The sequence below is a fragment of the Rossellomorea aquimaris genome (assembly GCF_000935355.1).
In the GTDB taxonomy this organism is placed as follows: domain Bacteria; phylum Bacillota; class Bacilli; order Bacillales; family Bacillaceae_B; genus Rossellomorea; species Rossellomorea aquimaris_B.
In genome coordinates this window covers 120464-147198 of sequence record NZ_JXZC01000006.1, presented here as the reverse complement: position 1 = coordinate 147198, position 26735 = coordinate 120464, and the positions used below count along the sequence as shown (strand labels likewise).

General features: G+C 41.5%; 29 protein-coding genes. 5 read left to right on the top strand and 24 right to left on the bottom strand.

Annotated elements, in window-relative coordinates; all coding sequences use genetic code 11:
• Nucleotides 1–3: 3 nt before the first annotated feature.
• The 11 genes from TV75_RS15010 to gpr all read right to left on the bottom strand — a co-directional run bounded on the left by TV75_RS15010 (nucleotide 4) and on the right by gpr (nucleotide 13234).
• Nucleotides 4–750 (bottom strand): 16S rRNA (uracil(1498)-N(3))-methyltransferase, encoded by a 747-nt coding sequence (locus TV75_RS15010; RefSeq protein ID WP_044339601.1) that lies wholly within the window; start codon nucleotides 748–750, stop codon nucleotides 4–6.
• Nucleotides 751–770: 20 nt separating this feature from the next.
• A complete protein-coding gene (gene prmA / locus TV75_RS15005) occupies nucleotides 771–1712 on the bottom strand; it encodes a 50S ribosomal protein L11 methyltransferase (protein ID WP_044339600.1) in 942 nt (313 codons plus the stop codon).
• Nucleotides 1713–1736: 24 nt separating this feature from the next.
• On the bottom strand, nucleotides 1737–2864 hold the full coding sequence (gene dnaJ, locus TV75_RS15000) for a molecular chaperone DnaJ (RefSeq protein ID WP_044339599.1): 1128 nt from the start codon (nucleotides 2862–2864) through the stop codon (nucleotides 1737–1739).
• A 193-nt stretch (nucleotides 2865–3057) separates the two neighbouring features.
• On the bottom strand, nucleotides 3058–4887 hold the full coding sequence (gene dnaK, locus TV75_RS14995) for a molecular chaperone DnaK (RefSeq protein ID WP_044339598.1): 1830 nt from the start codon (nucleotides 4885–4887) through the stop codon (nucleotides 3058–3060).
• Between the two features lie 39 nt (nucleotides 4888–4926).
• On the bottom strand, nucleotides 4927–5496 hold the full coding sequence (grpE, locus tag TV75_RS14990; protein ID WP_044339597.1) for a nucleotide exchange factor GrpE: 570 nt from the start codon (nucleotides 5494–5496) through the stop codon (nucleotides 4927–4929).
• A gap of 97 nt (nucleotides 5497–5593) precedes the next feature.
• Nucleotides 5594–6628: a heat-inducible transcriptional repressor HrcA gene (gene hrcA, locus TV75_RS14985; protein WP_044339688.1), complete on the bottom strand. Its 1035-nt coding sequence runs from the start codon at nucleotides 6626–6628 to the stop codon at nucleotides 5594–5596.
• Nucleotides 6629–6714: 86 nt separating this feature from the next.
• Nucleotides 6715–7872, bottom strand: a complete 1158-nt coding sequence (gene hemW, locus TV75_RS14980) for a radical SAM family heme chaperone HemW (RefSeq protein ID WP_156142461.1) — start codon at nucleotides 7870–7872, stop codon at nucleotides 6715–6717.
• Nucleotides 7873–7937: 65 nt separating this feature from the next.
• The gene (gene lepA, locus TV75_RS14975) at nucleotides 7938–9770 is read right to left on the bottom strand and encodes a translation elongation factor 4 (protein WP_044339595.1); all 1833 of its coding nucleotides are present in this window, start codon (nucleotides 9768–9770) and stop codon (nucleotides 7938–7940) included.
• 205 nt (nucleotides 9771–9975) lie between these two features.
• Nucleotides 9976–10311, bottom strand: a complete 336-nt coding sequence (locus TV75_RS14970; RefSeq protein WP_044339594.1) for a DUF3679 domain-containing protein — start codon at nucleotides 10309–10311, stop codon at nucleotides 9976–9978.
• A gap of 20 nt (nucleotides 10312–10331) precedes the next feature.
• Nucleotides 10332–11540, bottom strand: coding sequence for a stage II sporulation protein P (gene spoIIP, locus TV75_RS14965; protein ID WP_044339593.1), 1209 nt, complete (start codon nucleotides 11538–11540; stop codon nucleotides 10332–10334).
• 584 nt (nucleotides 11541–12124) lie between these two features.
• A complete protein-coding gene (gene gpr, locus TV75_RS14960; protein ID WP_044339592.1) occupies nucleotides 12125–13234 on the bottom strand; it encodes a GPR endopeptidase in 1110 nt (369 codons plus the stop codon).
• A 202-nt stretch (nucleotides 13235–13436) separates the two neighbouring features.
• Between gpr and rpsT the strand changes: the two genes are divergently transcribed.
• Nucleotides 13437–13688 carry a 30S ribosomal protein S20 gene (gene rpsT / locus TV75_RS14955; RefSeq protein WP_044339591.1) on the top strand — a complete coding sequence of 84 codons (252 nt, stop codon included), beginning with the start codon at nucleotides 13437–13439 and terminating at the stop codon, nucleotides 13686–13688.
• A gap of 72 nt (nucleotides 13689–13760) precedes the next feature.
• Here rpsT and holA read toward each other — a convergent pair whose 3' ends face one another.
• Entirely contained in the window at nucleotides 13761–14789 is a 1029-nt protein-coding gene (gene holA / locus TV75_RS14950) for a DNA polymerase III subunit delta (RefSeq protein WP_044339590.1), read from the bottom strand.
• A 294-nt stretch (nucleotides 14790–15083) separates the two neighbouring features.
• Here holA and TV75_RS21585 point away from each other — a divergent pair, with 294 nt between their 5' ends.
• Nucleotides 15084–15218, top strand: coding sequence for a YqzM family protein (locus tag TV75_RS21585; protein WP_044339687.1), 135 nt, complete (start codon nucleotides 15084–15086; stop codon nucleotides 15216–15218).
• Nucleotides 15219–15368: 150 nt separating this feature from the next.
• Here the strand turns inward: TV75_RS21585 and TV75_RS14940 are convergent, their stop codons facing one another.
• The 3 genes from TV75_RS14940 to TV75_RS14930 form a co-directional block, all read right to left on the bottom strand.
• Nucleotides 15369–17648, bottom strand: coding sequence for a DNA internalization-related competence protein ComEC/Rec2 (locus tag TV75_RS14940; RefSeq protein ID WP_044339589.1), 2280 nt, complete (start codon nucleotides 17646–17648; stop codon nucleotides 15369–15371).
• A complete protein-coding gene (locus TV75_RS14935; RefSeq protein ID WP_044339588.1) occupies nucleotides 17641–18204 on the bottom strand; it encodes a ComE operon protein 2 in 564 nt (187 codons plus the stop codon). The genes TV75_RS14940 and TV75_RS14935 overlap by 8 nt, the downstream gene beginning before the upstream one ends.
• A 79-nt stretch (nucleotides 18205–18283) precedes the next feature.
• Entirely contained in the window at nucleotides 18284–18889 is a 606-nt protein-coding gene (locus TV75_RS14930) for a helix-hairpin-helix domain-containing protein (protein WP_044339587.1), read from the bottom strand.
• Nucleotides 18890–18969: 80 nt separating this feature from the next.
• Here TV75_RS14930 and comER point away from each other — a divergent pair, with 80 nt between their 5' ends.
• A complete protein-coding gene (gene comER, locus TV75_RS14925; RefSeq protein WP_044339586.1) occupies nucleotides 18970–19791 on the top strand; it encodes a late competence protein ComER in 822 nt (273 codons plus the stop codon).
• A 122-nt stretch (nucleotides 19792–19913) separates the two neighbouring features.
• Here the strand turns inward: comER and TV75_RS14920 are convergent, their stop codons facing one another.
• The 8 genes from TV75_RS14920 to TV75_RS14885 are packed head-to-tail and all read right to left on the bottom strand — an operon-like array spanning nucleotide 19914 to nucleotide 24940.
• Nucleotides 19914–20660 carry a class I SAM-dependent DNA methyltransferase gene (locus tag TV75_RS14920; protein WP_044339585.1) on the bottom strand — a complete coding sequence of 249 codons (747 nt, stop codon included), beginning with the start codon at nucleotides 20658–20660 and terminating at the stop codon, nucleotides 19914–19916.
• Nucleotides 20661–21014, bottom strand: coding sequence for a ribosome silencing factor (rsfS, locus tag TV75_RS14915; RefSeq protein WP_044339584.1), 354 nt, complete (start codon nucleotides 21012–21014; stop codon nucleotides 20661–20663).
• A 4-nt stretch (nucleotides 21015–21018) separates the two neighbouring features.
• Nucleotides 21019–21585 carry a bis(5'-nucleosyl)-tetraphosphatase (symmetrical) YqeK gene (gene yqeK, locus TV75_RS14910; protein ID WP_044339583.1) on the bottom strand — a complete coding sequence of 189 codons (567 nt, stop codon included), beginning with the start codon at nucleotides 21583–21585 and terminating at the stop codon, nucleotides 21019–21021.
• Nucleotides 21578–22144: a nicotinate-nucleotide adenylyltransferase gene (locus tag TV75_RS14905; protein WP_044339686.1), complete on the bottom strand. Its 567-nt coding sequence runs from the start codon at nucleotides 22142–22144 to the stop codon at nucleotides 21578–21580. The genes yqeK and TV75_RS14905 overlap by 8 nt, the downstream gene beginning before the upstream one ends.
• 14 nt (nucleotides 22145–22158) lie before the next feature.
• Nucleotides 22159–22452: a ribosome assembly RNA-binding protein YhbY gene (gene yhbY, locus TV75_RS14900; protein WP_044339582.1), complete on the bottom strand. Its 294-nt coding sequence runs from the start codon at nucleotides 22450–22452 to the stop codon at nucleotides 22159–22161.
• Entirely contained in the window at nucleotides 22439–23284 is an 846-nt protein-coding gene (gene aroE / locus TV75_RS14895) for a shikimate dehydrogenase (protein WP_301280432.1), read from the bottom strand. Before aroE ends, yhbY begins: the two co-directional genes overlap by 14 nt.
• A gap of 10 nt (nucleotides 23285–23294) precedes the next feature.
• Nucleotides 23295–24395: a ribosome biogenesis GTPase YqeH gene (yqeH, locus tag TV75_RS14890; protein ID WP_044339581.1), complete on the bottom strand. Its 1101-nt coding sequence runs from the start codon at nucleotides 24393–24395 to the stop codon at nucleotides 23295–23297.
• Nucleotides 24392–24940: a YqeG family HAD IIIA-type phosphatase gene (locus tag TV75_RS14885; protein WP_044339580.1), complete on the bottom strand. Its 549-nt coding sequence runs from the start codon at nucleotides 24938–24940 to the stop codon at nucleotides 24392–24394. Before TV75_RS14885 ends, yqeH begins: the two co-directional genes overlap by 4 nt.
• Nucleotides 24941–25376: 436 nt before the next feature.
• On the opposite strand from TV75_RS14885, the gene TV75_RS14880 reads away from it, so the two are divergent.
• Together TV75_RS14880 and pssA are read left to right on the top strand one after the other, a co-directional pair.
• Nucleotides 25377–25517 carry a sporulation histidine kinase inhibitor Sda gene (locus tag TV75_RS14880; protein WP_044339579.1) on the top strand — a complete coding sequence of 47 codons (141 nt, stop codon included), beginning with the start codon at nucleotides 25377–25379 and terminating at the stop codon, nucleotides 25515–25517.
• A gap of 346 nt (nucleotides 25518–25863) precedes the next feature.
• Nucleotides 25864–26403: a CDP-diacylglycerol--serine O-phosphatidyltransferase gene (gene pssA / locus TV75_RS14875; RefSeq protein ID WP_044339578.1), complete on the top strand. Its 540-nt coding sequence runs from the start codon at nucleotides 25864–25866 to the stop codon at nucleotides 26401–26403.
• Between the two features lie 67 nt (nucleotides 26404–26470).
• Here the strand turns inward: pssA and TV75_RS22150 are convergent, their stop codons facing one another.
• On the bottom strand, nucleotides 26471–26608 hold the full coding sequence (locus TV75_RS22150) for a hypothetical protein (protein WP_172655779.1): 138 nt from the start codon (nucleotides 26606–26608) through the stop codon (nucleotides 26471–26473).
• Between the last annotated feature and the right edge of the window lie 127 nt (nucleotides 26609–26735).

Here is a 26735-nt window from a genome sequence, read left to right as displayed (position 1 = left end):
CAATCACCTCATAAGTTCTAATTGATAGCTGATGGCTGATAGGACATACAATGGAGCAGTCTCCGTCCGTAAGATTCTGGGACCTAAACCACAGGGGATAAATCCCGCGCTCTTACACATCTCTACTTCTTTTTCCGTTAATCCACCTTCAGGACCGAATACGACCAGGACACTTTGTCCACTCTCAATCGTGGATAACACCTTTGAAAGATTTCCTTTTTCTCCGGCTCTTGCTTCTTCTTCGTATGCGATAAGTTTGAAATCAAACTGTTCCTGTATTAATTGTTTTAATGAAATGGGTGCAGATACATCGGGAACAAGGAGTCTGTGAGACTGTTCAGCCGCTTCCTTCACAATCTTCTCCCATCGCTCTACCTTTTTCCTTGCTTTCTTATCGTCCCACTTCACAATGGAGCGATCCGCATTAAAAGGGATAAATTGAGTGGCTCCAAGCTCTGTTCCCTTTTGGAAAATCAACTCCAATTTATCCCCTTTCGGCAGTCCGCTCGCAATGGTTACTTTAATTGGTAATTCTTTCGTCGTTGTTTCCCATTTTACTATTGATAGTTCTACTGCGTCACTGGAAATCGTTTCAATACGGGCAATTGCTGATGCTTGATCCTTGAAAACAGCAAATACTTCATCCTCTTCCTTCATTCTCATGACACGGACGATATGATGATAGTCGTCCCCTGTAATCGTAATCGGATCATTTTCTCGATATATGTCATCTATAAAATATCGTTGCATACAGTTTCAGCTCCTTGCCTTTACATAGGCTTCTTAGCAATAATAGCGACCCAGTCTTCCATAACCATAATTTCTTCTATTATAAATCCGGCAGACTCCAGTGCGTCACGTACTTCTTGCTTCTTGGGCTGGATAATCCCGGAAGTGATAAAAAATCCGCCCGGTTTCACAAGTTCGAAGGCATCTTCTGTAAAGCGTAAAATGATTTCAGCCAAAATGTTCGCTACAATCACATCCGCTTGCCCTGTAACGCCGTTCAATAAATTATTTGCGTCAACCGTTACAGTTTGTTGAACTTTGTTCAGCTTAACGTTCAGTCTTGCTGAACGAACAGCCACTTCATCAAGATCATACGCTCTTACATTGTCTGCAGCTAACTGTGCGGCTGCAATGGATAATACACCTGAACCTGTTCCTACATCGATGACCGTATCGTGTTTTTTAACGATCCGCTCAAGAGCTTGAATACACATGACCGTTGTAGGATGAGTTCCTGTACCGAACGCCATGCCTGGATCCAGTTCAATGATAAGTTCGTCACTGTGAACCGGGGTATAGTCTTCCCAAGTAGGGACGATCGTAAATTTATCAGAAATCTTCACAGGATGATAGTATTTCTTCCATGCCGTGGCCCATTCTTCCTCATTTACTTCAGAAATCTCCACCTTGTTTTCACCAATGTCGATATCATAGGTAACCAGGTTTGTAATACCCTGCTTGATCTCATCAACTGTTTCCCCAAGAAAACTATTTACAGGTAAATACGCCTTCACTAACACACCTTCTGTTGGGTAATCATCAGGATTGAGTTGGTAGATCTCTCCAAACATATCTTCTCTTTCCTTAAGTAATTCAGCAGGGTCTTCAATGACAACACCGCTTGCTCCTGATTCATGAAGAATGTTTGAAATCGGCTCAATCGCTTCATTCGTAGTAAGAATACTGATTTCTGACCATTTCATAGATCTACCAACTCCGCTCTTTAGTTATTCGCCTTTAAAGGCTTTTTTCACTTTATCAAAAAAGCTTTCATGCTGTTCGTCCGGAATTTGTCCGCTGATATCAGCAAATTCTCTTAATAGTTGCTTTTGCTTATCCGTTAATTTAGAAGGGGTAACCACTTTCACTTGAACATGCTGATCACCTGTACCGTATCCACGTACATTCGGTACTCCTTTACCTTTCAAACGGAATCTCGTGCTAGTTTGAGTTCCTGCAGGCACTTTCAGCTTTACTTTTCCGTGCAGGGTCGGCACTTCAATTTCATCACCTAATGCCGCTTGTGCAAACGTCACAGGCATTTCGCAATAAATATCATCCCCGTTACGTTCGAAGAAATCATGTGAACGCACGTGGAAGACAACGTACAAGTCACCCGCCGGTCCTCCATTTATACCTGGTTCACCTTGGCCAGTAACACGCAGCTGTTGACCATCATCGATACCAGCCGGGATTTTCACAGAGATTTTACGGCGCTTCTGTACTTTACCCGCGCCGCCACATGTAGAACATTTTTCCTTGATTTGTTTACCTGTACCGTTACAGTAGTGACAAACGCGTCTGTTTACAATGCGGCCGAACGGTGTATTTTGTTCCACATTTAGTTGACCCGATCCATTACAGTGAGAACATGTATTGACTTTTGTTCCCGGCTTCGCACCTGAACCATGGCAGGTGTCACATTCTTCTTCTCTCGGAATCTCGATTTCTGTTTCTTTTCCAAATACCGCTTCTTCAAACGTCAGTGACATCGTATATTGAAGGTCCGCACCTTGTCTAGGGGCATTCGGATCTCTTCTGCGGCCCCCGCCGCCACCGAAGAACGTATTAAAGATGTCTTCGAAACCTCCGAAACCGCCGCCGCCAAAGTCTGCGCCACCCCCAAAACCTTGGTTAGGGTCCGTATGACCGAAACGATCATATTGTGCACGCTTCTGATCATCACTTAATACTTCATAAGCTTCCGATATTTCTTTGAATTTCTCATCCGCATCAGCTTCTTTATTAATATCAGGATGATATTTTTTGGAGAGCTTGCGGTATGCTTTCTTCATTTCGTCTTTTGAGGCATCTTTTCCGACCCCAAGAACCTCATAATAGTCCCGTTTACTCATTAAAACACCACTCCCGAATCCTTTGCATAAAGGTTATTTTAACATTGAGCTTCGACTATTATCAATAAAAACTCAACATTCCTTCTAATTGATTGTGTCTGTTAGATGAATGAATCTTCTTCCACTCTCTTCAATCATAGAAAAAGTCAAAGCCAAGAACCGCCCTGACTTTGACTTTTTCGTTCATACTGGATTATTTCTTGTCGTCGTTTACTTCTTCGTATTCAGCATCGACTACATCGTCGTCTTTCGAAGCTTCGCCTTCTGCTCCTTGAGCTGCTTGAGCTTCCGCTTGAGCCTGTTCATAAAGCTTCATCGTTAAGCTTTGAACGATTTCTTGTAATGCATCTTTCTTTTCACGGATAAGATCCAGATCGTCTTTCTCGATCGCTTCTTTCAATTCAGCTTTCGCATCTTCCGCTTTTTTCACTTCATCTTCTTCCACTTTGCCTTCAAGATCTTTTAACGTTTTTTCCGTTTGGAATACAAGTTGGTCGGCTTCGTTGCGAAGTTCAACTTCCTCTTTACGCTTTTTATCCGCTTCGGCATTTTCTTCTGCTTCTTTCACCATGCGTTCTACTTCATCATCTGAAAGACCTGTAGAAGATTTGATCGTGATATTTTGCTCTTTACCTGTTCCAAGATCCTTCGCGCTTACATTCACGATACCGTTTTTATCAATATCGAATTTCACTTCGATTTGTGGTACGCCACGTGGTGCCGGCGGAATGTCCGCTAATTGGAAACGGCCAAGCGTTTTGTTATCAGCTGCCATGGGGCGCTCACCTTGTAATACATGGATATCAACAGCTGTCTGGTTATCCGCAGCAGTTGAAAATGTTTGTGATTTAGACGTCGGGATCGTTGTGTTACGCTCGATCAGCTTCGTTGATACGCCACCCATTGTTTCGATACCTAATGATAGTGGTGTAACGTCAAGTAGGACAACGTCTTTTACGTCTCCTGTCAGAACTCCACCTTGAATCGCAGCACCCATCGCTACAACTTCGTCAGGATTAACACCTTTAGATGGCTCTTTACCTGTTTCTTTTCTGATCGCTTCTTGTACAGCTGGGATTCGAGTTGAACCACCTACAAGAATGATCTTATCGATTTCGCTTGCAGAAAGACCAGCATCCTTCATTGCTTGACGAGTTGGTCCCATTGTACGCTCGACAAGATCAGAAGAAATTTCATCGAACTTCGCTCTTGATAGAGTCACTTCCAAGTGTAGCGGTCCAGCTTCTCCAGCCGTGATGAATGGAAGTGAAATCTGAGTTGAAGTCACACCGGAAAGATCCTTCTTCGCTTTCTCAGCAGCGTCCTTAAGACGTTGAAGAGCCATTTTATCTTTGGAAAGGTCGATTCCGTTCTCTTTCTTGAATTCAGCTACAAGGTAATCGATGATGACTTGGTCAAAGTCGTCTCCACCAAGACGGTTGTCACCGGCAGTAGAACGCACTTCAAATACTCCGTCACCAAGTTCAAGGATGGATACGTCGAATGTACCGCCACCAAGGTCGTAAACAAGGATGGTTTGATCTTGATCCATTTTATCCAGCCCATATGCCAGTGCTGCAGCAGTTGGCTCATTGATGATACGCTCAACTTCAAGACCTGCGATTTTCCCGGCATCTTTGGTAGCTTGACGCTCTGCATCATTGAAATAAGCAGGTACTGTGATAACCGCTTTTTCAACTTTTTCTCCAAGATAGTCTTCTGCATATGATTTTAAGTGTTGAAGAATCATAGCTGAAATCTCTTGTGGAGTGTATTCTTTACCTTCAGCTTCTACTTTGTGATCTGTCCCCATGTGACGTTTCACTGAGATGATTGTGTTAGGGTTTGTGATGGCCTGACGCTTCGCTACTTCCCCGACTTGCTTTTCACCATTTTTGAACGCAACAACTGAAGGAGTCGTGCGGTTTCCTTCTGCATTTGCAATGACCTTAGGTTCTCCGCCTTCAAGTACTGATACACATGAGTTTGTTGTACCTAAGTCAATACCGATAATTTTACTCATAGTAAGAAACCTCCCTATTTTGTATATGTAATGTCTATATTATTGATTGACCTTCACCATGGAAGGACGAATTACTCTGTCTTTTAGTTTATATCCTTTTTGGAATTCCTCGACAACCACATTGCTATCGACGTTTTCCTCTTCTGTTTGCATAACAGCTTGATGCAAGTGAGGATCAAACTGTTGACCTACCGCTTCAATTGGTTCCACTCCCTCTTTCTTAAGGGCTTCAACAATGCTTCTGTGAACCATTTCCATTCCTTGCAGCAGTGTTTTCGTTTGATCATTATCAGCCTCTATATTTAAAGCACGCTCGAAATTATCAAGTGCTGGCAATAGTTCTGTAATAAGTCCTTGAGCACGATATTTCTCCTTCGCTTCGTTTTCCACATTTACGCGACGGCGGAAGTTATCGAAATCAGCTCTTAAACGAAGATAACGATTTTCAGACTCATTCAGCTTTTCTTCTAATTGTGAAAGCTCATCTGATTCGTGTTGTTCTCCTTCTGTCACTTCTTCCACTTGAGGTTCTTCAGCGAATACTTCTTCCACCGCTTCGCTTTTTTCCTCTTTCGCTTCTTGCTGTTCTTGTTTTGTTTCTTCAGACATAACATTCACCTCCTTAAAAATCTGCGACCATTCCAAGGCGCCAGAAGAGCATAAAACCTGCTTCCGGGGCCCTATTTTCCTTTATACAATATGTCCACTAATCTTCACTTTGATACAGCTTCGTAAGAACCTTGGACATATCATTTGAAAAGAAATTAAGTAAACTAACGACACGGGAATACTCCATTCGAGTAGGTCCGATAATCGCAATGGAACCTAATTGTTCTTTACCAATAGAATAAGTAGCGGTTATGAGACTGCAATTCTCCATAGCAAGATGATCATTTTCTTTCCCAATCTTAATATTCAATCCTGTAGCGGATGGACGGATCAAGTTGTAGATGCTTTCTTCCTGTTCAATCATTTCAAGGAGCATTCGAACCTTTTGGACGTCATTAAACTCAGGTTGATTAAGTATATTGGTTTTCCCTCCAAAGAACAGCTTATCTGTAACCGACGGGTTAAAAGAGTCCGTTATGGAGTGAAGGATAAAATCATAGTTCTGAATATGCTCTCTAAGTAAAAGGGCGACTTCCTTAAAGATTTTATCGTTCAATTCACTAATCGGAACCCCCGATAACCGGTCATTCAAGATATAAACGAGCTTCTCAAGCTCTGCTGCATCCATTGTAGGCGGAATGTGGAAAAGTTTATTTTCAACATGTCCGTTATCCGTCACGATAATGGCAATAGCTGTATCTTTGTTCAGAGGAATAAGTTGAATTTTTTTCAGCTTATTCTCCTTCAAATCAGGTCCTAATACGATTGTCGTATAATTCGTCAGCTCCGAAAGGATCTTTGCCGACTTCTGGACCACTTTCTCCAATTCATATATTCGCTCAGTGAAAATGGAGCGTAATGCATGCACATCGTTCTTCTTTAATTTCTGAGGAGAAAGCAAGTGATCCACGTAATAACGATAACCCTTTTCAGATGGAACACGACCTGAAGAAGTATGTGTTTTTTCAATAAAACCCAATTCCTCCAAATCAGCCATTTCATTTCGAATCGTAGCCGAGCTGAACGAAATCTCATCCTTCTTCGACAAGCTCCTGGAACCGACAGGCTGAGCTGACAGAATAAAATCATCAATAATCACTTGAAGAATTAGAAGTTGTCGATCTGTTAACAACATTCATCACCCCTGTTAGCACTCTATCAAGATGAGTGCTAAATCTAATTAATAAATTATCAAATCAGAAAAGGGATGTCAATATATTAGATTACTCCCAGAAAAGATTGAAACACTTCGTTACCTAAAAAGCGTCCCTGCTTCGTAAGTGCCACACGCTCCTCATCTACTAAAAGCAGTTCTCGCTTCTCCATTTCAGAGAGTGAGGTACCAAAGACGGACTCCACGCTGCAATCAAATTTTTGTTGGAATATGGATTTGCTCACACCTTCTACCTTACGTAATCCGAGGAACATTTCTTCTTCCATCATTTCGGCTTTGGTGACTTCATGCTGCTGGATGGTAGGCAGGGAACCTTCTGCTATCGGGTCCATATATTTTTTTAGGGGACCGTAATTGGAATAACGTACTCCGTTTATATATCCGTGTGCACCGGCACCTAAACCATAATATTCATTATTGTCCCAATAAACGAGATTATGTTTGCTTTCAAATCCGTTTTTGGCGAAGTTACTGATTTCATATTGATTGATCCCGTATTTCTCCATCGTTTCGATCAGAATCTCGTACATAGCCGCTTCCTGATCTTGAGAAGGCAATGACAGCTTCCCTTTCCTCATCAGGTTATAGAAGACCGTCTTCGGCTCTACGATGAGTGAATAAGCCGAGTAATGGGGAAGATCAAGATCAAGTGCTTTTTTCAATGTATCTTGAAAATCTTCCTCTGTTTGCTTAGGCAGGCTATAAATCAGATCAATGCTGATATTCGAGAATCCTACTTTTTGAGCCGTTTCCACAGATGTATACACATCTTCGCTTTTATGGGTGCGGCCAATTCCTTTTAGAAGGTCATCATTGAACGACTGGACACCGAAGCTTAGTCGATTCACACCATGGTCCTTTAGGACACGGAGTTTATCCTCGGTCAAATCTCCGGGGTTTGCTTCAAAAGTAAATTCACCCTGATCAAAGGGCAAATGAGTCGTGATGGATTCGCATAGCATTTCCAGCTGGTTTGCATTCAATGAAGTAGGAGTGCCGCCACCGACAAAAATCGTATCAAGCTTGTCTTGGGACATGACTCTATTCTTCATTTCATTTCCTAAGCTGATTAAGTATTCATTTACAGGCTGTCCTTCTAAAAAGACTTTATTAAAATCACAATAGTGACAGATGTGTTCACAGAAAGGTATATGAATATAAGCTGATTTCACCAAGTTTATCCCTCCTTTTGGGGCATTCATAGAGAAAAGGGGGTAAGCAGTGCTTGTTTAGTACAAGCCACTTTCCCCCTTTATCTTCAAGACAATTATTTTTTATCTGTATCGTCCATTTTCAGGACGGCCATGAAGGCTTCTTGTGGAACTTCGACAGAACCAACGGACTTCATACGTTTTTTACCTTCTTTTTGTTTATCAAGAAGTTTACGTTTACGTGAGATATCCCCACCGTAACATTTTGCCAGAACGTTTTTACGAATGGCTTTAATAGTCGATCTTGCGACGATCTTTTGACCGATCGCTGCCTGGACGGGAACTTCGAATTGCTGTCTCGGAATTAATTCCTTCAGCTTCTCTACAATCAACTTCCCGCGTTCATAAGCGAAGTCGCGGTGAACAATAAAGCTCAAAGCGTCGACATTTTCAGCGTTTAAAAGGATATCCATTTTCACAAGCTTGGATTCTTTGTATCCAATCAGCTCATAATCAAATGAAGCATACCCTTTCGTATTGGATTTTAGCTGATCGAAGAAATCATACACAATTTCAGCAAGCGGAATTTCATATACGATGTTCACTCGAGTATCATCCATATACTGCATGTCGATGAAGTTACCTCGTTTTCCTTGACAGAGCTCCATTACGGCTCCAACGTAATCGTTTGGAACCATGATGGTAGCTTTAACATAAGGCTCTTCAACATGATCCACTTTTTGAGGATCCGGCATCATGGACGGATTATCCACCTTCACTTCTTCCCCATCTGTCAGCTTAACATGATAGATAACACTTGGCGCTGTCGTAATAAGGTCAATCTTAAATTCACGCTCGATACGCTCCTGGATGATTTCCATATGAAGAAGACCTAAGAATCCACAACGGAATCCAAATCCTAGCGCTTGTGATGTTTCCGGCTCATACTGAAGTGCTGAGTCATTCAATTCAAGTTTTTCAAGTGCTTCTCTAAGGTCGTTATAGCGATTTGAATCGATTGGATATAAACCGCAATAGACCATAGGGTTCAGTCGGCGGTATCCAGGTAATGCTTCCCGAGCAGGGTTTTTCGCCAGGGTGATGGTATCCCCCACACGGGTGTCCCCTACGTTCTTGATAGCGGCTGTCAGGTAACCGACATCCCCGACCGTCAGTTCTTTCTGACCCGTGGCTTTAGGAGTGAAGACACCGATCTCGGTCACTTCAAACTCTTTCCCTGTTGCCATCATACGGACCTTATCCCCTACTTTGACGCTACCTTCCATCACACGGATGTAGGCAACGACTCCTCTATATGCATCATATAAGGAATCGAAGATCAGCGCTTTTAAAGGCGCATCGGGATCTCCAACTGGTGCAGGTACCTTCTCAACCACTTGCTCAAGGATTTCTTCAATCCCGATCCCTGCTTTAGCAGAGGCAAGTACTGCCTCGGAAGCATCGAGTCCGATCACGTCTTCCACTTCTTGTCGCACCCTTTCCGGATCTGCTGCCGGAAGATCGATTTTATTGATGACTGGAAGAATCTCTAAGTTATTATCTAAGGCAAGATACACGTTCGCCAATGTCTGGGCTTCAATCCCTTGAGCTGCATCAACTACAAGGATGGCCCCTTCACAAGCAGCTAAACTACGAGATACTTCGTATGTAAAGTCGACGTGCCCTGGTGTATCAATGAGGTGAAAGATGTATTCTTCACCGTCTTTCGCTTGATACTTTAATTGCACAGAATTTAATTTGATGGTGATTCCACGTTCTCTTTCCAGATCCATTGAATCTAGCAATTGCTCTTTCATTTCACGTGCCGTCAGTGCTTTCGTTTTCTCTAAGATACGATCGGCAAGGGTAGATTTCCCATGATCTATATGAGCAATGATCGAAAAGTTTCTAATTCTTGATTGTCTTTCTAATTTCTCTTCACGGTTCATTATACGTTCAACTCCTGTTATTTCCACACATGTACACTATTTTGAATTATAGCAGTAGACTATATATTATTCAATGTAAACTGAAGGGCTATGCGGGAATTGTCCATTTTAACGCAAGGCATCATTAATTCGGGTGGCACAAATCCAATGAATACTGGACATCAAAAAGAGAAGGCAGTACTATTTCCCAGCCTTCTCTTCCCGTTTATATCAACGAAGCGATAAAGTTCACTATTTCGTTGGTAATGCTTTCAATGGTATTCGCCAATGCTTTCCCGATCGAGGAAAAGGCATTAAAGGCTTTCATATCTTCTAATTTCTCTTTCTTTTCACTTAACGTTTTGGATTCAACTTCATTTCCGAGGAAAGACGCCTCGACGTTCCCCTCCCCGTCCTGACTCACCCCCACCGGAGAAGTGAAGTTCTGCTGTTCATGCCCCTTCATTTCCACAATCCCCTGATTGGCATACTGCATCCCGATCAGAACACCAATGAATAATGCAGATATCAGTAGTGCACATTTAAAAAAGAATTTTGTCATGGTTTCATTCACCCTTTTGATTACTGACTTACTGCAGGAGTTACAGGTACATGATTCACCTTTTCAGCCTGCCAATAATAATCAGCGAATACTTCAGCGAAAGCCTGTGCAGATCGTTCCAGTTCTTCAAACGTGTTATCCACTCCGCCAAACTCCAGTAACATGGCGTTACTTGAAAGATCCTGGTTGAACTTACCGTTTGTACCGCTTCCCTTTTTCGCAATCACTCCACGTGAAATTCCTTTATAGTTCGCTTCCAATAACTTATGAAGCTCTGTTGCCACCTTTAAATTCTGCTCGTAATTCGGATGCTCTTCCCCGACTACAAACGCCAGCTTGGCATAGGATTTGCCGTTGATGGTCCCCGTCGTAACAGCCCTTCTTTGTGAATCACGATGTATGTCAACCAGATACATCAAGTCTTTATTACTCGTCATGGCAGCCTGCACTAAGGGTCTGGACTCCTGATATGCAGCCCAATAATCCAATCCTTTGTTGTTCAGGTTCGCTATCACATCGGTTTTATCGATGGTCGTCCCAATTCCAAGTCCCTCTAAATACTTCTTCACCATATCCCCCACCTTGGTGACATTTACTTCCGAGTGCATCGCTGAATCCGGATTCGTTACCCCCTCCAAGTAAGGCAGATAGGATTCACGGGTATGTGTGAAGTAAAGATGAACCGTCTTCTTATCTCCTGTTGATAAAGGCGGTGCCACATCCCCACTCTTTTGATCTGATTCATTAAAATTCTCTACATTCTTGAGTGGTGCTTCATTCCCTGCCTCGAGTGCTTCGGGAGGAGGGACAGATTCAATCGGCATATTCGTAAAATCCGTCCCCTCCCCGGCCACTAGAATGTCACCATCGAAAATCGAAAATCCCGGCAGCTCTCTCCCCAGGAAACTTCGGGGATCTTCAAAGCTCACATTGGTAGCCACCTGAAATAGGAGGGATGACAAATTCGGTAAAGCCTGTTCTTCTTCATTCAAAATTTGATTAAAAGCCCGGTTTTCTAATGCCAAGATCTTATATAATGCGTCACCCTTCACATTGGAAGCTGCTTGATTCAATGAATTCGATGTAATTCTATACTCCGGGCTTAAGGAAGTGAGGATGCCCGTTATTGAAAAAATCGAGAGCAATCCTACAATGAAGATCAACATCCCTTTCAATATCGTTGACATATTAATCGCTACTACATAATTGGACGCCTTATACGACCTCATTCCCTCACCCTTTCTTTTCTCTACTCTAGTACAACCTATGACATTGCTAGAGAAAGTAGAACTATATTTAGTAGTCATTATGAGGTTATTGGTGAAAAGTTAAACGGGGAATCTATTATTTTTAGTGGGGTCTGGAGTAGATGGGGGTTGGAAGTTAAAAGCTGGAGTGAAGTAAGATGGCAAGAAATTTCTTTTTTGAGCGAGAATCACGATTTTTGAGCGGGGGAATGACCCTTTTCAGGTAAAAATCAGCCTTAATTCTAAAATTTTCGGTTTAAGCGGCAAATAAATCTCAATTTTGACAGAAAAACCCTGTCCCCTTTTTGGATATCAGCGAATTTTTCATTTTATCAGCGATATTCTGATTTTATCAGCGAAATCGGAACTTTTATCAGCGAAATTTCCAATATATCAGCGAAACAATCATTTCTAAACAATCTAAACTTAAAAAAGCACACTGATTCCGAATCCGTGAGATCCGAGAGCTGACAATTCCTCAAGATCCGATCACTCTATTTACAATTCATAAAAAAAACGCCTCAAGGGTCATTACCTACCCCTAAGGCGATACTTTCACCTGCCATCTATCTCGTCTGATACCCGGTATTTTCCTGATCAACCGCATCATGCAGTGCAGCATTCAGTCCGCTTGCGATGAGGTTGGCCATATCTTCCATGAACACGTCCACTTCTTTAGGGGTGACCATCAGGTTGTGCCCGATAGGAGCTAACACCTCATGAATCAGTTTTCGTTTTTCCTGATCCTCGAGGGTTCCCACAATTCCCATGAATGTTTGACGATGCTGTTCTTCCGGAAGATCCTCTTCGGTTAATGTCCTTCTTTCTCCAAAGCTTAATCCCGCCGGGGCGAGGGATCTCGAAGGCCGTCCCCCTTCTCTCATCTCTTTCCCAAAATGTTTTAAAAGAAAGTCCACTGTATCGCTTACAATGGTGACAGCATCGAGTACGGTCGGAACACCGATAGCAATGACCGGAACACCTAACGTCTCCTGATCGAGTCCTTTCCGTTTATTTCCAACTCCCGATCCAGGATGTATACCAGTATCGGATATCTGGATGGTGGAATTGACGCGTTCAATGGAACGGGATGCCAAGGCATCGATGGCGATAATAAAGTCGGGCTTGGATTTCTCCACAACACCGAAAATGATATCGCTCGTTTCAATTCCCGTCAGTCCCATCACTCCAGGAACAAGTGCACTGACCGGGCGATAACCTTCTTCCACTGATTCCGGCTGAAGTTCAAAAAGATGTCTCGTCACAATGATGTCTTCACATACTCGGGGGCCCAAAGAATCGGGGGTTACATTCCAGTTCCCGAGTCCGACAATCAAGCAGCTTGCATTTTTGCTGATTTTATTATTAATTAAAAACTGATTAAATTCATTCGCAAATACTTTTTCGACTCTTTGTTGCAGTTCTGCATTTTCCTGGCGAATTCCATGAGCCTCGATGGTTAAGTAGTTCCCTGGTTTTTTACCGATTTTCTCTTCTCCTTCAGGTGTAACGGTGACCAGGGAAACTTTCACCCCATCTTCTTCTTTCTCTTTGATCATGACTCCTTGGATGGAAGACGTATCTTCCGCTTTATCACTGACCACCATTTCTCTTGCTTCAACGGCAAGATCGGTACGAATGGAATATTTACTTAGATCGATTTCTTCGTTCTTCATTTCGACTCTACCTCCAAGCTTGGGATCTTATCTACTATTTTTTTATGTTTACCTTTTTAGTATGTGTTCATTCACCCGTTTAATTTCACTACATAGTATTGCAATATCACTGTTCGTTTGATAAAATATCATTTGTTCTTATTGTTTAGGAATTTAAATCGAGTCACATAGAATCTCGATCCTTTTATAGGAGGTGACAGGAATGCCAAATATCAAATCAGCTATCAAGCGTGTAAAAACTAGCAACGAGCGCAACGCTCAAAACGCTGCTGTGAAATCTACAATGCGTACTGCTATCAAGAAAGCAGAAGCTGCAGCTGCTAACAGCGCAGACAACGCTAAAGAATTAGCAACAGAAGCGGTTCGTCAATTAGACAAAGCAGCTCAAAAAGGTCTTATCCACAAAAACGCTGCGGATCGTCAAAAGTCTCGCCTAATGAAAAAAGCGAACTAATTGAAAAAAACCACCTCGCCCCCGGGCAGGTGGTTTTTCTTTTGATTTCTACTATTCATTAAGGGATTGTCTTCAAGTAAAACTCTGATCATGAAGTTTAAACAGAAACATTTCAATCATCAGTTCTTTTTTGATTTTCCCAGTTTTGATTTCGTAATCTCCTTGTGATAGCAATTCGATGATATGGGCAAGTTGTTTATCGTTGAAATGCTTCGCCTGACCAGCCGCAAGCTTCACCCGGAAAGGATGCACTTTCAAGTAGGACGCAATTTTTTGCTGGCCGTATCCTCTTCGTGATAGTTCCTTCGTTCCGTATATGAGCCTGAACTGTCCTGCCAGGATCGATAGAATTTTCAACGGTTCTTCGTTTTGCTTGAGGAGATCGTAATAAATTCTTAATGCCTCATCGATCCTTCTTTGAACGACCTTGTCGACTAAGGTAAAGATATTTTGTTCCAGGGATCTGGCTGTTAATCGTTCCACCACTTCCACATCGATTCTGTTTGTATCGCTTGCGTATAGGGAAAGTTTGTCCAGCTCTTGCGTAAGCATCATCAGGTTTGTTCCAGCGAGGGTCAGCAACAATTCAATGGCATCTTCATCTATCTGAACACTATTAGAGGCCGCCCTTTCTCTTACCCAGGATTTTAATTCATGCTCATTCAGCTTTTTCGCCTCTACGACTTCTGCTAATTTCTTCAAAGATTTCGTAATCTTTTTACGCTCGTCCAGTTTTTCATAATTCGCCGTAAAGACCAGTACTGTATAAGGAGCAGGGGATTGTATGTATTGTTCCAATCGTTTAATGTTATGCTCTACCTTCTCTTTTGTTTTTTCAGCGGTCAAAAAAACAGGGTTTTGGAGAATGACGACCCTTCTCTCCCCCATGAATGGAAAGGTTTCTGCATCTTCTATCGCCACTTCTATAGGAGTTTCTTCCAAATCATAACTGGAAAAATTAAAATCCATTTCTTCTTCTGAAAGGGCACTTGAGACAATTCTTTGTTTCGTTTCATTAATAATAAATGACTCATTTCCGTAAACTAAATATATAGCTGAGAATTGAGATTTCTCTATTTTTTTCCAAATATCAATAACCAAGTCAGCACTCTCCATTAATTCTTTTCTCTACTCTATGGTAAAAAAGCTTTTTGGTTTTGACAAGGGGTAAAGGGGACATCCTTCATATAGGACACCCCCTATATCTATATTAACGTTAACGGAGAAGACCTAGGAACCTTTTCCGTTAAGCGGTATTTCCTTTGTAATGATTAGTGTCACCCAGTACGGGGAACTTATAGGTGACAACTCTTGTCAGTAAAGGAAAAAGTAAAGGGAAGTATAGATTTTTTAATAGCGATGTTCTATACTAGAATAGAAATAGGAGGGGTAGTTGTGAACCAATTTGAAAAGAATGTACAATCAAAAAGAAATGATGCAGTAGATTCAGGCGTTGGCTTTATTGTTTCTTTTGGATTCTTTGCTACAATGTTCGTTATTGCAACTGTTATTAAGTTAATTGGCTCTTAATGAAAGATAGGAGGCAGACCTTAAAGATTCCGGTTTCTTCAACTTCCATATATGGTACTGGTGTATCATACAGATGGTTTGAAGGCGCCTGACTCTTTGTGATGGGTCTGCCCCTTTTTCATTAGCGCTTAAATTGTTTTGTCATACATCCTATGGCAGGTGGGCTGAAAACGTTCCTTTTTTATCCCGAAAACGATAGGTGATCGCCCCATTTTCTCCGGTGCTATATATAGTTATTCCGCTTCTAACCAATCGTTCCACTATTTCAGGATGAGGGTGCCCAAATCGATTGGTTTCACCCGCTGAGATCACCGCGACAGACGGATTGGTTTCAATGAGGAACTCCTCTGTTGTACTCGTATTACTCCCATGATGACCTACTTTTAACACATCAATCGGCAAATCGAAGGTCCTGATTAATTCTTTCTCCCCTTGCTCTTCTAAATCTCCAGTAAATAACCATTTCAAAGACCCGATTTCTCCATATAAGACAATCGAGTCATTATTGCCTTCATATTCCTTGTCCTGAGGCGAAACAACATGAAGTCCATCCTTATCACCACTCCAACTGTGTGGATACAGGGCTTCTTCAACAGGAATTCCCTTTTGTCTGGCGATTTTCACGATTCTCTTCATTTCACCTTTCTCCTCGCTTCCAGGGCTGATCAAGAGATCTCCCACTTTCATTTCCTCAAGTATCGCCTCTGTTCCCCCGATATGATCGAGATCTCCGTGTGTTAAGATCAGGGTGTCAATGGACGTGATACCTTTACTTTTCAAAAAAGGAACGACGATGTCTTCCCCTACAGAAAAACGATTCTTTCTCTCTTCCCACTTTTCTTTCGGAAACTGCACTTCCCCGCCTGTATCGATAAGATAGGTTCCTCGATTGTATGGCAGCTTGATCAATGTAGCATCACCTTGCCCAACATCTATGAATACGATTTCACCATTGGGATTATACGTGTTAATGAGCAGGTGAGAGCCTGCATAGAGAAGTAGGAACAGTCCGGAAAGATTATATTTCCTTTGTTCGAACCAAACGAACACAATGTAAATAACGATGAAATAACCGAGCAGCAAAAGAAAGTGAGGCTTCCCCAGCACAATTGTAGTGAATGGAAAAGATGCAATCGCCGAAGAGATCCATTGTATACCATCCAGAAGGTATTTATAGATGAGCAACAACCACTCGAGAGATAGAAAAGACGTCAGAAAATAGACAACGATGCAAAGGGGAAGAACAATGAGTGAGAATAGGGGTACATAAAGAAGATTCGTAAGAAAGCCTATCAAGGAGAATTCATAGAAATGATAGATGACGATGGGCAGTGAAGATAGCTGGGCAACAAGCGTTACTTTAAGCAATTGAACGATGGATGACGATGTATCTAAAATAGCTGATGAAGATATCACAAGAGAAAAACTCACCATAAATGACAGCTGAAATCCCACATTGAAAATAGAAAAGGGTTCGTATAATACAATGATGATAAACACTACCGCCAAACTGTCAATCGTATTTAAGCTCTTAGCCACTTTTCTGCTCATAAGTATCACAATCAGCATGGAGGATGCCCTGATAACAGAAGGGGATGCTCCTGTCAGTACGATGTAACATAGGAGAAAAAAAATCCCTATCCATGTCACCGCTTCTTTTGTGATGCCTATTCTTAATAGGAAATAATGGAGAATGGCAAATATCAACCCGACGTGCAAGCCCGAAATCGCCAGTAAATGAACGACGCCGAGTTCCCTGAATGCCTGCATCGTATCTTCTGAGATCATATTCGTTTCTCCAAACATCAACGCTTGGGTCACCCCTACTGTGGAAGTTGGAAATTCCCTTTCGATTTTCTTCAGTCCATCGAACCTAAGATGTATGAGTGCGTGTTTCCACCCGCTTTGATCCTCGCATTCCCCGAATGCCTGTATGTCGAGAATCCAATATACTCCCCGCTGAGCTAAATAATTTTTATAGTGAAATAAGTTTGGATTTTTATTAGGTTTGGGCTCTGTCAACTTTCCCTTCACTTCGCAGGCAAAACCGGGCTTTACTTGTTGAAATTGCCGTTTCTCTTTCTCTGAAGAGAAATAATACCGCAAGAGAACCTTCTCCCTCTTCATTTTCGCCAGGGAAACAAAGGTACTCCCATCGATGGTTGGAATGTCATTGATAACTATTTGAAAGACGTTGGGTGAAGGTTCTGATGGAAGGACGGTTTTCTGCCTTTTTTCTTGAATAGTGGTGTTGAGAAAGGAAATGAAGAGAAATGAGAAGCAGAGAAGGAGAACGGTGAAGGTCACTTTCCTGAGGAAAAGGGAAAGAAGCATCAAAGCAAGAACGACAGCACCCCAATGGAATTGAAGTGCCAGAAGCGTCCCTGAAAGTACTGAAAATGCCAGGTAAAGGCATATTCCTCTATTCATTAAAGAGTTTTATGTATTCTTGTTCATAGTAATTGAGCTTCTCTTCTGCAGCACCCTGTTTTCTCAAGTCTTCGATTAATTGGACCATCATGGATGCCTTTTCTTTGTGTTTTACGTCTATGCTGCTTTCTACAAATGGAACTTTCTCAACGTGGACGTCTGCCTTTTCGAAAAGTTCAATGGCGTAAGGATGATTTTTATAATCTTTTGCGTAATAAACCGTTTTGATTCCTGCTTGAATAAGTGCCTTACAGCATTGAAGACATGGGAAGTGAGTTACATAAATATCCGCATTTTCCGTTCCCACGCCGAACTTTGAACATTGCAGCAAAGCATTCATTTCGGCATGAATGGTCCTGACGCAATGATTGTCAATCACATAGCATCCTTTGTCTATACAATGATCGCCTCCTGCGATGGATCCGTTATAGCCTCCTGCAATGATTCGTTTTTCACGAACGATGGTTGCCCCGACTGCCAGTCTCGTACACGTACTGCGCAGGGCAAGGAGCTGACTTTGAGCCATAAAATATTGATGCCAAGCGATTCTATCCATCCCTAATCCCCTTTCTTTGTTTTTTAGCTACATTTAATTTGTCAGTTTAAGTGTATAAAGACTTCCTATGTTCGTCAATTCATTGGACAGAAATATATTCTTTTAATTTCTCAAAGGTTTTTTCACCGACTCCAGAAATGTTTTTAATATCTTCTATAGCCTCAAACGGACCATTTTCTTCTCGATATTGGATAAAGGTCGACGCTTTAGCGGGACCAATTCCAGGCAGGGTTTCGAATTCCTGTTGAGTGGCTGTATTAATGTTAATTCTATCCTTTCCTGAATCGGTCAGGGGTGCAGGAGGAGCCAGCCGGGGCGTTTCGATTTCTCCGATCTTAGGAACATAAATCATCATTTCGTCTGATACCTTAACCGCCAGATTGATCACTTTCTTATCTGCCTCTGCTGTGAAACCACCCGCCCGGTCGATCACAAACTTTAGCCGATCGCCCTGTTTCACCTCATATAATCCTGGGCGAACAACTTCTCCCTTTACGTCAACATACACTTTTTCGACGGATGTCACTTCTTCAGGTTCCTTTTCTCTTTCAACAGGGGCTGCTGTAAAAGAAGCCTCGTTCACTGGAGCTTTGGAAGCACTTTTTAGTATATAGGCTATCAGGACAATGGAACAAATCGCCAAAATGACTAGGACCGTTCTGTACTTTTCAATTAGGGACTGCACAGGAAATCACCTCTGGTGGAATATTCATTGCAAGGAATTCATAAGTTTTAGGAGAGAGTGTGATAGAAGGAGGGCTGAACATGAAAGTAGGTATTATTGGAACGGGAAACATGGGGAAAATCATTATTGAAGCTCTCATTGAATCAAAGGCGATTTCTCCTTCACATCTTCATATTACGAATCGTTCTTTAAAAAAGGCCGAGGATATAAAAGAGAAATGGAACAAAGTGAATGTAAGGTATTCAAACGAAGAAGTGATTGTGTCATCCGACTTAATTTTCATTTGTGTCAAACCTCATGATGTATATGATGTGATCCACGAGAATAAGAAAAGCTTTACAAAGGATAAATGCGTTGTTTCGATAACCAGTCCAGTAAGCGTGGATCAGTTAGAGTCCCTACTGTCCAGTTCATGCGCACGATTCATTCCAAGCATTACAAATCGTGCACTGAGCGGTGTGTCACTTTTAACGTATGGAAGTCGTTGTTCAGATAAATGGAGGCGGGATTTAACTAGACTGGTTGAGCATATTTCCACACCTGTAGTGATTGATGAAAATGTGACGCGAGTGGCTTCTGACATTGTCAGTTGCGGGCCTGCTTTTTTCAGTTATGTCACGCAAAGATTTATTAACGCTGCTGTGGAAGTGACGGAAATTGACAGGGAAACGGCTACCGTCCTGGCATCTGAAATGCTCGTTGGCCTTGGGGATTTATTAAAGAAAAACATTTATACATTACCGACACTTCAAGAGAAAGTTTGTGTTAAAGGCGGAGTGACTGGAATAGGAATTTCCGTAATGGAAAGAGAGCTGGGAGATGTCTTCGAGAAATTATTCGAGGCCACCCAGGAAAAGTTCGTGGATGATATTGAAGGAACGAAATCACAATTTGGAGTCTAGTGGGACTCCTTTTTTATATTTCGACATAAAATGAATTATTCCTTCTTTTTTATAAATCTTTTAGATAAGGCCATTCAAAAAAGCCGGACCATTTCTCTTTTCAGAGACGATCCGGCTTTTTATCATTTTTTCTTACAGGTAAAGAAGATTCTTTCACTTTGGTCTGAAGGAGCTTCTTCTGTGAAGTCTGCAGAGACATTCAACACTTCGAACCCTGCATCCTTTAACCATTCCTTTAGGGTCAGGATGGGGTATGTCCTCTGTTTGTGAAGCTCTTCTACTCTTTCGTACTGATTCGTTTCCTCATCTTTCACAAAAAAAGTCAGTTCATGCTCTACACTATTGGGCGCTTCCCCAGGGAAACAATCCCAAATGTAAGAAACATGATCATCCGTAAGGGTAAACGTCTTGTTTATAAATATTTGCGTCATTTTGAAGATGGAATGCACATCAAACAGGAATAAGCCATCCTGCTTCAGATGAGCAAATACACTTTTGAACGTGTTCTTCACGTCAAGTTCGTCTTCCAGGTAATTCAGGGAATCACAAAAAATCGTGATAAGATCGTATTTACCAAGTGAATCAAGCTTTGACATATCCTGCTGAAACAGGCTTAGCTTTACGTTCATTTCTAAAGCCTTTTCCTGAGCAACCATCAGCATATCCTGGGAGAGATCGACGCCTGTGACATCGTAACCATCCCGGACAAGGCGCAGTGACAACTCACCTGTTCCACAAGCGATATCAAGGACCCTTTTCCCTTGGATTGAATGGGCATCAGCTTGTTTATTGACAAACTCCAACCAGCCGTCATATGGGACGTCCTGCATTAAATAATCGTACATATAAGCAAAACGTTCATAACTCATTTAGTGACTCTCACCTTGTCCAACTTCTACGAAGGATGCATCTCCCCATAAGCGCTCAAGATTATAGTAGCCTCTCTCCTCTTTATGGAATACGTGAGCGACGACATCACCTAAGTCGACCAAGATCCAGCGTGCTTGATCAAATCCTTCCAGACGTTTGACTGTATAGCCGTTTTCTTCTGCTCTATCCTTTAATTCACGGGCAATGGCCTGTACCTGTTTGTCTGAGTTCCCGTGACAGATCAGAAAATAATCCGCAATTAAAGAAACACCTTTCATGTCTAATACAACAATATCTTCAGCACGTTTATCATCAGCGGCATTAAACGCTAATTCTACTAAATTTTGTTCCATTCCTTCATCTCCTCTGGTTTAAAATTAATCCGTTATAAAAGCGAAATGTATCAGGATAGATCGCTTGATTTTTTTTCATAAGAAACGTCATCGTATTTTGAAGAGCCTTTAAAAGGCCTTGATCCAATGATTCTTTAGCGATCTCCCTCACTTCTTCCACCCCGGGAAAGCGACGATTCGGCTCGATGTAATCAGCTAAATAGATCACTTTGTCAAGAATCGTCATCTCTTCTTTTCCTGAAGTGTGGCAGCGGATGGCATTTAAAATATCTTCATCCTGTATACCAACTTCACGCTCTACAAGTATGGCTCCTACAGGTGCATGCCAGAGCTCGCTATTGTACAGTAATAGGTCCTGAGAGAGCTTCTCTTCTACAATGATCCGTTTCATTTCCTCTTTATCCCGGAACTTCGCATAGTCATGGAAAATCGCCGCTATTTCCGCCTTTTTCGCATCGGCTCCATACCGTTTCGCAAGCTCTATACTCGTTTCCATGACACCACAAGTGTGTAAATAACGATGTTCCGTTAAATGGTCTTTCACGATTCTTAAAGCTTTTTCCCTATTCATACAACTTCTCCTCCTTTATGAATCGATACACATCATCTGGAACCAAGTAGCGAACCGATTGTCCCTTTTTCACTGTATCGCGAATATAGGAAGAAGAAATATCTATTTCTGGAATCTTAATCAACTGAACATCAAATGAAGTCTCATGTGAATAGGAAGGACGATTGACACCAATAAACCTCACCATTTCCTGAAGATCTTCGATTCGATACCACTTCGGGAGATATTCGATCATATCCCCGCCTATTATAAAAGAAAACTCGGTTTCCTCTTCCCTCTCGGTTAATAGCTTGATGGTGTCGTAGGTGTATGAGGCACCCTCTCTTTCCAGTTCGATCCGCTCAATGGAAAAGTTGGGGTTGCCCTTAATCGCTTGTTGCAGCATGAAGAGGCGCTGATTCGCCGTTACACGGTCATCCACTTGTTTATGAGGAGGAACATGATTGGGAAGAAATCGAATTTCATCTAAGTTTGCCTTCTTCAACACCTGTTCGGCAATCACCAAGTGGCCCATATGAGGAGGATTAAATGTCCCTCCAAGGAGTCCAACCTTTTTCATCATTTTATCAATCCTTATCGTGGTAGGATTAATTGCTTGTTTTCCTTCGATTCTTTGTAAAGGACGATGGTACTTCCAATGATCTGGACAATCTCTGCTCCTACTCCTTTTGAAAGCTGGTCGGCAACCTCAGACTTATCCATATCGCAGTTTTGAAGAACACTGATTTTCATCAGTTCTCTTACTTCAATCGCTTCTCCGATTGTTTTGATCATATTTTCATTGACTCCGCCTTTTCCCACTTGGAAAACCGGATTTAAATGATGTGCTTCAGAACGTAAATATCTTTTTTGTTTACCTGTTAACATGTTGACCTCCTAGTTGTTGTAAAACGGTGTTTTTCATAATCGAATATGGTGGAAAGATCCCTGTCCACTTTTCAAACGAAAGGGCTCCCTGGTACACAAACATATCAAGGCCATTTTGAGTACGGGCACCTTTCTGATTCGCTTGTTTCAATAGAGCTGTTTCCAAAGGATTATAGATAATGTCACTAACGATGCATCCCTCTTTTAATTCTTTGATGGTTAACGGACTGTCATCTATAAGAGGAAACATTCCTATAGATGTTGTATTGATGATCACATCATATTGGTCCAATGCGCTTTCTGCAGCTTCTAAAGATAGAAATCCTGAGTCCAAATCGAAAGGGCACGCTTCGATCATCGTTTCAGCTCTCAGTGCCGTCCGGTTGGTCACATCGATTCTCTTCACTCCCAACGAAGCAAGAGAATAATAAATGGCTTTCGCAGCGCCACCGGCACCGATAATCAGCATCGATTTATCTTCAAGTTGTTCATCCGCTATATTTTTCAAGCCTTCCACAAACCCAAGACCGTCTGTATTATAACCGATCAGCTTGCCATTTTCATTGACAATCGTATTCACTGCCCCGATTGCCTCTGCCAGTGGATCGATTTCATCTAATAGAGGCATGACATGTTCCTTATGGGGAACTGTCACATTCACTCCTTGAATCCCTAGCGCTTTAACTCCATCAATGGCTTCTGGAAGCTGCTCTTTCTTCACGTGAAATTTCACGTAATCAGAATCCATTCCACATTCTCTGAACGCAGCATTATGCATCTCTGGAGACATAGAATGGGCAATCGGATCACCTATAACACCATAAAGAGCCACAGAATCCCTCCTAGATCAATGATTTTCTCAAGAAAACACTAACGCCTTTAGGAACATGGGCAGCAATGGTCGCCCCTCTTTCATTCACTGTAATCCATCCCAAACCTGAGAAGACGATATCCGTTTTTGCTTCTTTAATTCTGAACTCATGCCTCACAAGTGGAGGGAATGTGTCCATGTCATCTTTTCTTGGCGGTTGCAACAGTTCACCTGCATGGTTCTTATAGAGCTCATCGGCTTTTTCAATCTTTGTACGATGAATGGTCAGCTCATTTGAGAAATAGCAAGTAAATGGCTGGCGCTCACCTGCCATGAAGTCAAAGCGTGCCAGCCCACCGAAGAACAGGGTTTGTTCAGGATTCAACTGGAAGGTTTTCGGCTTGATCTCTTTTTTAGGGGTAATAATTTTCAAATCCTGTTTATCTACAAAATGGGCCATCTGATGATGATTGATGATTCCTGGAGTATCGATGAGCGACTCTTCATCATCAAGCGGAATTTGAATCATATCAAGTGTGGTACCGGGGAAGTGAGACGTCGTAATGACATCCTGTTCTCCTGAGACATGCTTGATAATACGGTTGATGAACGTTGATTTCCCAACGTTTGTACACCCAACTACGTACACATCTTTTCCATTTCGATAATGCTCGATCGCTTCGATCGCATCAGTAATTCCCTGTCCTTTTGCGGCACTCACTAATTGAACATCAATAGGCTTCAATCCCAATTGACTGGCTTCATGCTTCATCCAATGAATCAGCTTGGAGTGTTTCACAGACTTCGGAAGCAGGTCCACTTTGTTTCCGATGAGCAGAATCGGGTTGGAACCCACGAAACGATGCAATCCAGGCAGCCAGCTTCCATTGAAATCAAATATATCGACGACCTTGACAATCAACCCTTCTGAATCGCCAAGTTCATTTAATATTTTCAAGAAGTCATCATCCGTTAAGGGGACATCCTGGACTTCATTATAATGCTTTAATCTAAAGCAACGTTGACAAATAATCTCTTCCTTTTGCAGAGCTGAAGGAGGTGCATACCCCATTCCTTCCTTATTCTCCGTCTGGATTTCAACGCCACATCCTATACAAACAACTTGACTCACTTTTTATCCTCCCACTCAAGCATGCCTTTACGCTTGAAAAACTTCATTATTCTCCGTTCTACACGACGATTGAACTTTGTGATGAATCCATCTGATTGTGCAACCGGAACTACAAGGATCGTATGGAAGCCATTTCGATTACCGCCTAAAACATCCGTTAACAGCTGGTCTCCAATCACTACCGACTCTTCCTTCTTTATACCCATTTCTTTGATCGCCCTTTTAAAAGCACGTCCCATTGGTTTACGTGCCTGGAATATAAAAGGAACGCCTAAAGGCTCGGCAAATGCTCCCACACGGTTTTTATTATTATTGGACACAATGGTCACAAGGATTCCATGCTCCTGCATTTCTTTAAACCACTGAATTAGTTTGGGAGTGGCATTGGGACGATCCCATTCCACCAACGTATTATCTAAATCTGTAATGATCCCTTTAATTCCTTTTTGTTTTAAATACTCCGGTCTGATACTGAAAATATCTTGAACCTGTTCATCGGGTAAAAATTGCTTTATCACTTGCAGCACCTCAAATTTCTTTATCATTTAATCACTTGATGTTTTACTTTTTGTTCATAATCTTATAGCTTTACGTCCATTGATTTCTGCGGATACCAAATTCTTTCTATAAATATCTTTTAACCTATAACAGATTAATGATAACCAATTTTCCCTGCAGATTCAAAATAAATCACATATATTCAAGGGATTCAATAAATATTCCCATGGAGAATAAATATTTTTCGACAAATTCCCAGTTTCCCTCCTGGTTGTGGATAACCTTATTCACATTATACAAGACATAAATATCGCTTATTTACCAGTTATATACAAGTTAGTCACAACTTATCCACCGCAAACTGTGGATAACGGAACGCTTGTTCTGAAAAAATAATTTTGGTAAAGTTTAATTACTACTTAAAAACGTACAAAACATGATATTCAGAAATAAAAAAGATGATGGTTATTGGAGGTGGCATTAATGAGGAAATTATCGGACGAACTGTTGATTGATTCTTATTTCAAAGCGTTGGAGTTGAAACTCAATACAGAATTCATTCGCCTCATCGAAATGGAAATTCACCGTCGATCTCTTACTAATAAAATAAAAGCTACATCGTAGAATACTAACATGAAATGGGACGGATTTGTATCAAATCCGTCCTCTTTTTTATTGACTGAAATCTCCAATTGTTTCACCGACGGTATTTGTTAGTTCAATAAATAAACGATAAATGGATTGTTTCATTATTACCCTCACAAATTTCTAAAAAACGATTAACTTTAACAGTTTAATAAGTATATAATAAAATATTATTATATACTATATTTATAAGAATCTTTTTTCACCATTGGATGTAGCAATAACCACCGGGCCATTGCTTCTGCAATTCATGAGATACGCGGAAATGTGAACCGGAAATTATGTTCAATAGTGAGCAAACTTATTTTAAAGGAGTGAGTTTTGATTGTTTCTCTCCGAAGTCGTCGATCAAACATTTAAAAAGCTTAAGGCTCAAACGGCCAACCTCATCACCTTGTCCAACTTATCTTTAGGTGGATTTGCCATCATTTCAATTCTTCATAACCAACTGAACCTGAGTTTGTTACTCATTTTCGTCGCAGCCTTGACAGACCGCTTTGATGGGATGGTTGCGAGAAGATTGAACATTGAGTCAGAATTAGGGAAGCAGCTGGACTCCATGAGTGACATTATATCATTCGGCGTAGCGCCTGCATTACTGCTTTATACAGCTGTGCTGAATCAGTATGACTTTCCAGGTATGTTTTTCACCATATTTTATATAGGGTGTGGTGCTTTTCGATTGGCTCGCTTCAACATTTCAGAGAACGATGGCTATTTTACGGGATTACCCATAACCGTAGCCGGATGTTTACTGACCCTGTGCTATTTCGCCATCCCTTTTGTTTCAAGCGTACTTATTTTATTTATGACAATCATTCTGTCCATTTTAATGGTTAGCCCGTTTACTTTAAAGAAAATGTAAGAGTTTAACAGAGCCCTGTCCACATGGAACAGGGCTCTGTTTGGATATAAGCGTCGTACTTGTCAGGCTAACAGTTATTGTAGTACCACCATCCACCAAATAGGAAAAGTAAGATTAGTAATACAACGACCAGAGCGAAGTAGAATCCGCCACCACCATAATAACCTGGATAGACTGGTCCATAACAAGGGTATCCATACGGCATTGCAATACCTCCTCACCTACTTTTACTACTAGTATATGTTCATAGGGAAATAGCGTATAGGCAGTTTCCAACTTTATTACCCGATTCTCCGGAAAGAAAGTTTGCGTTTTCTTGGATTACTTTCCAG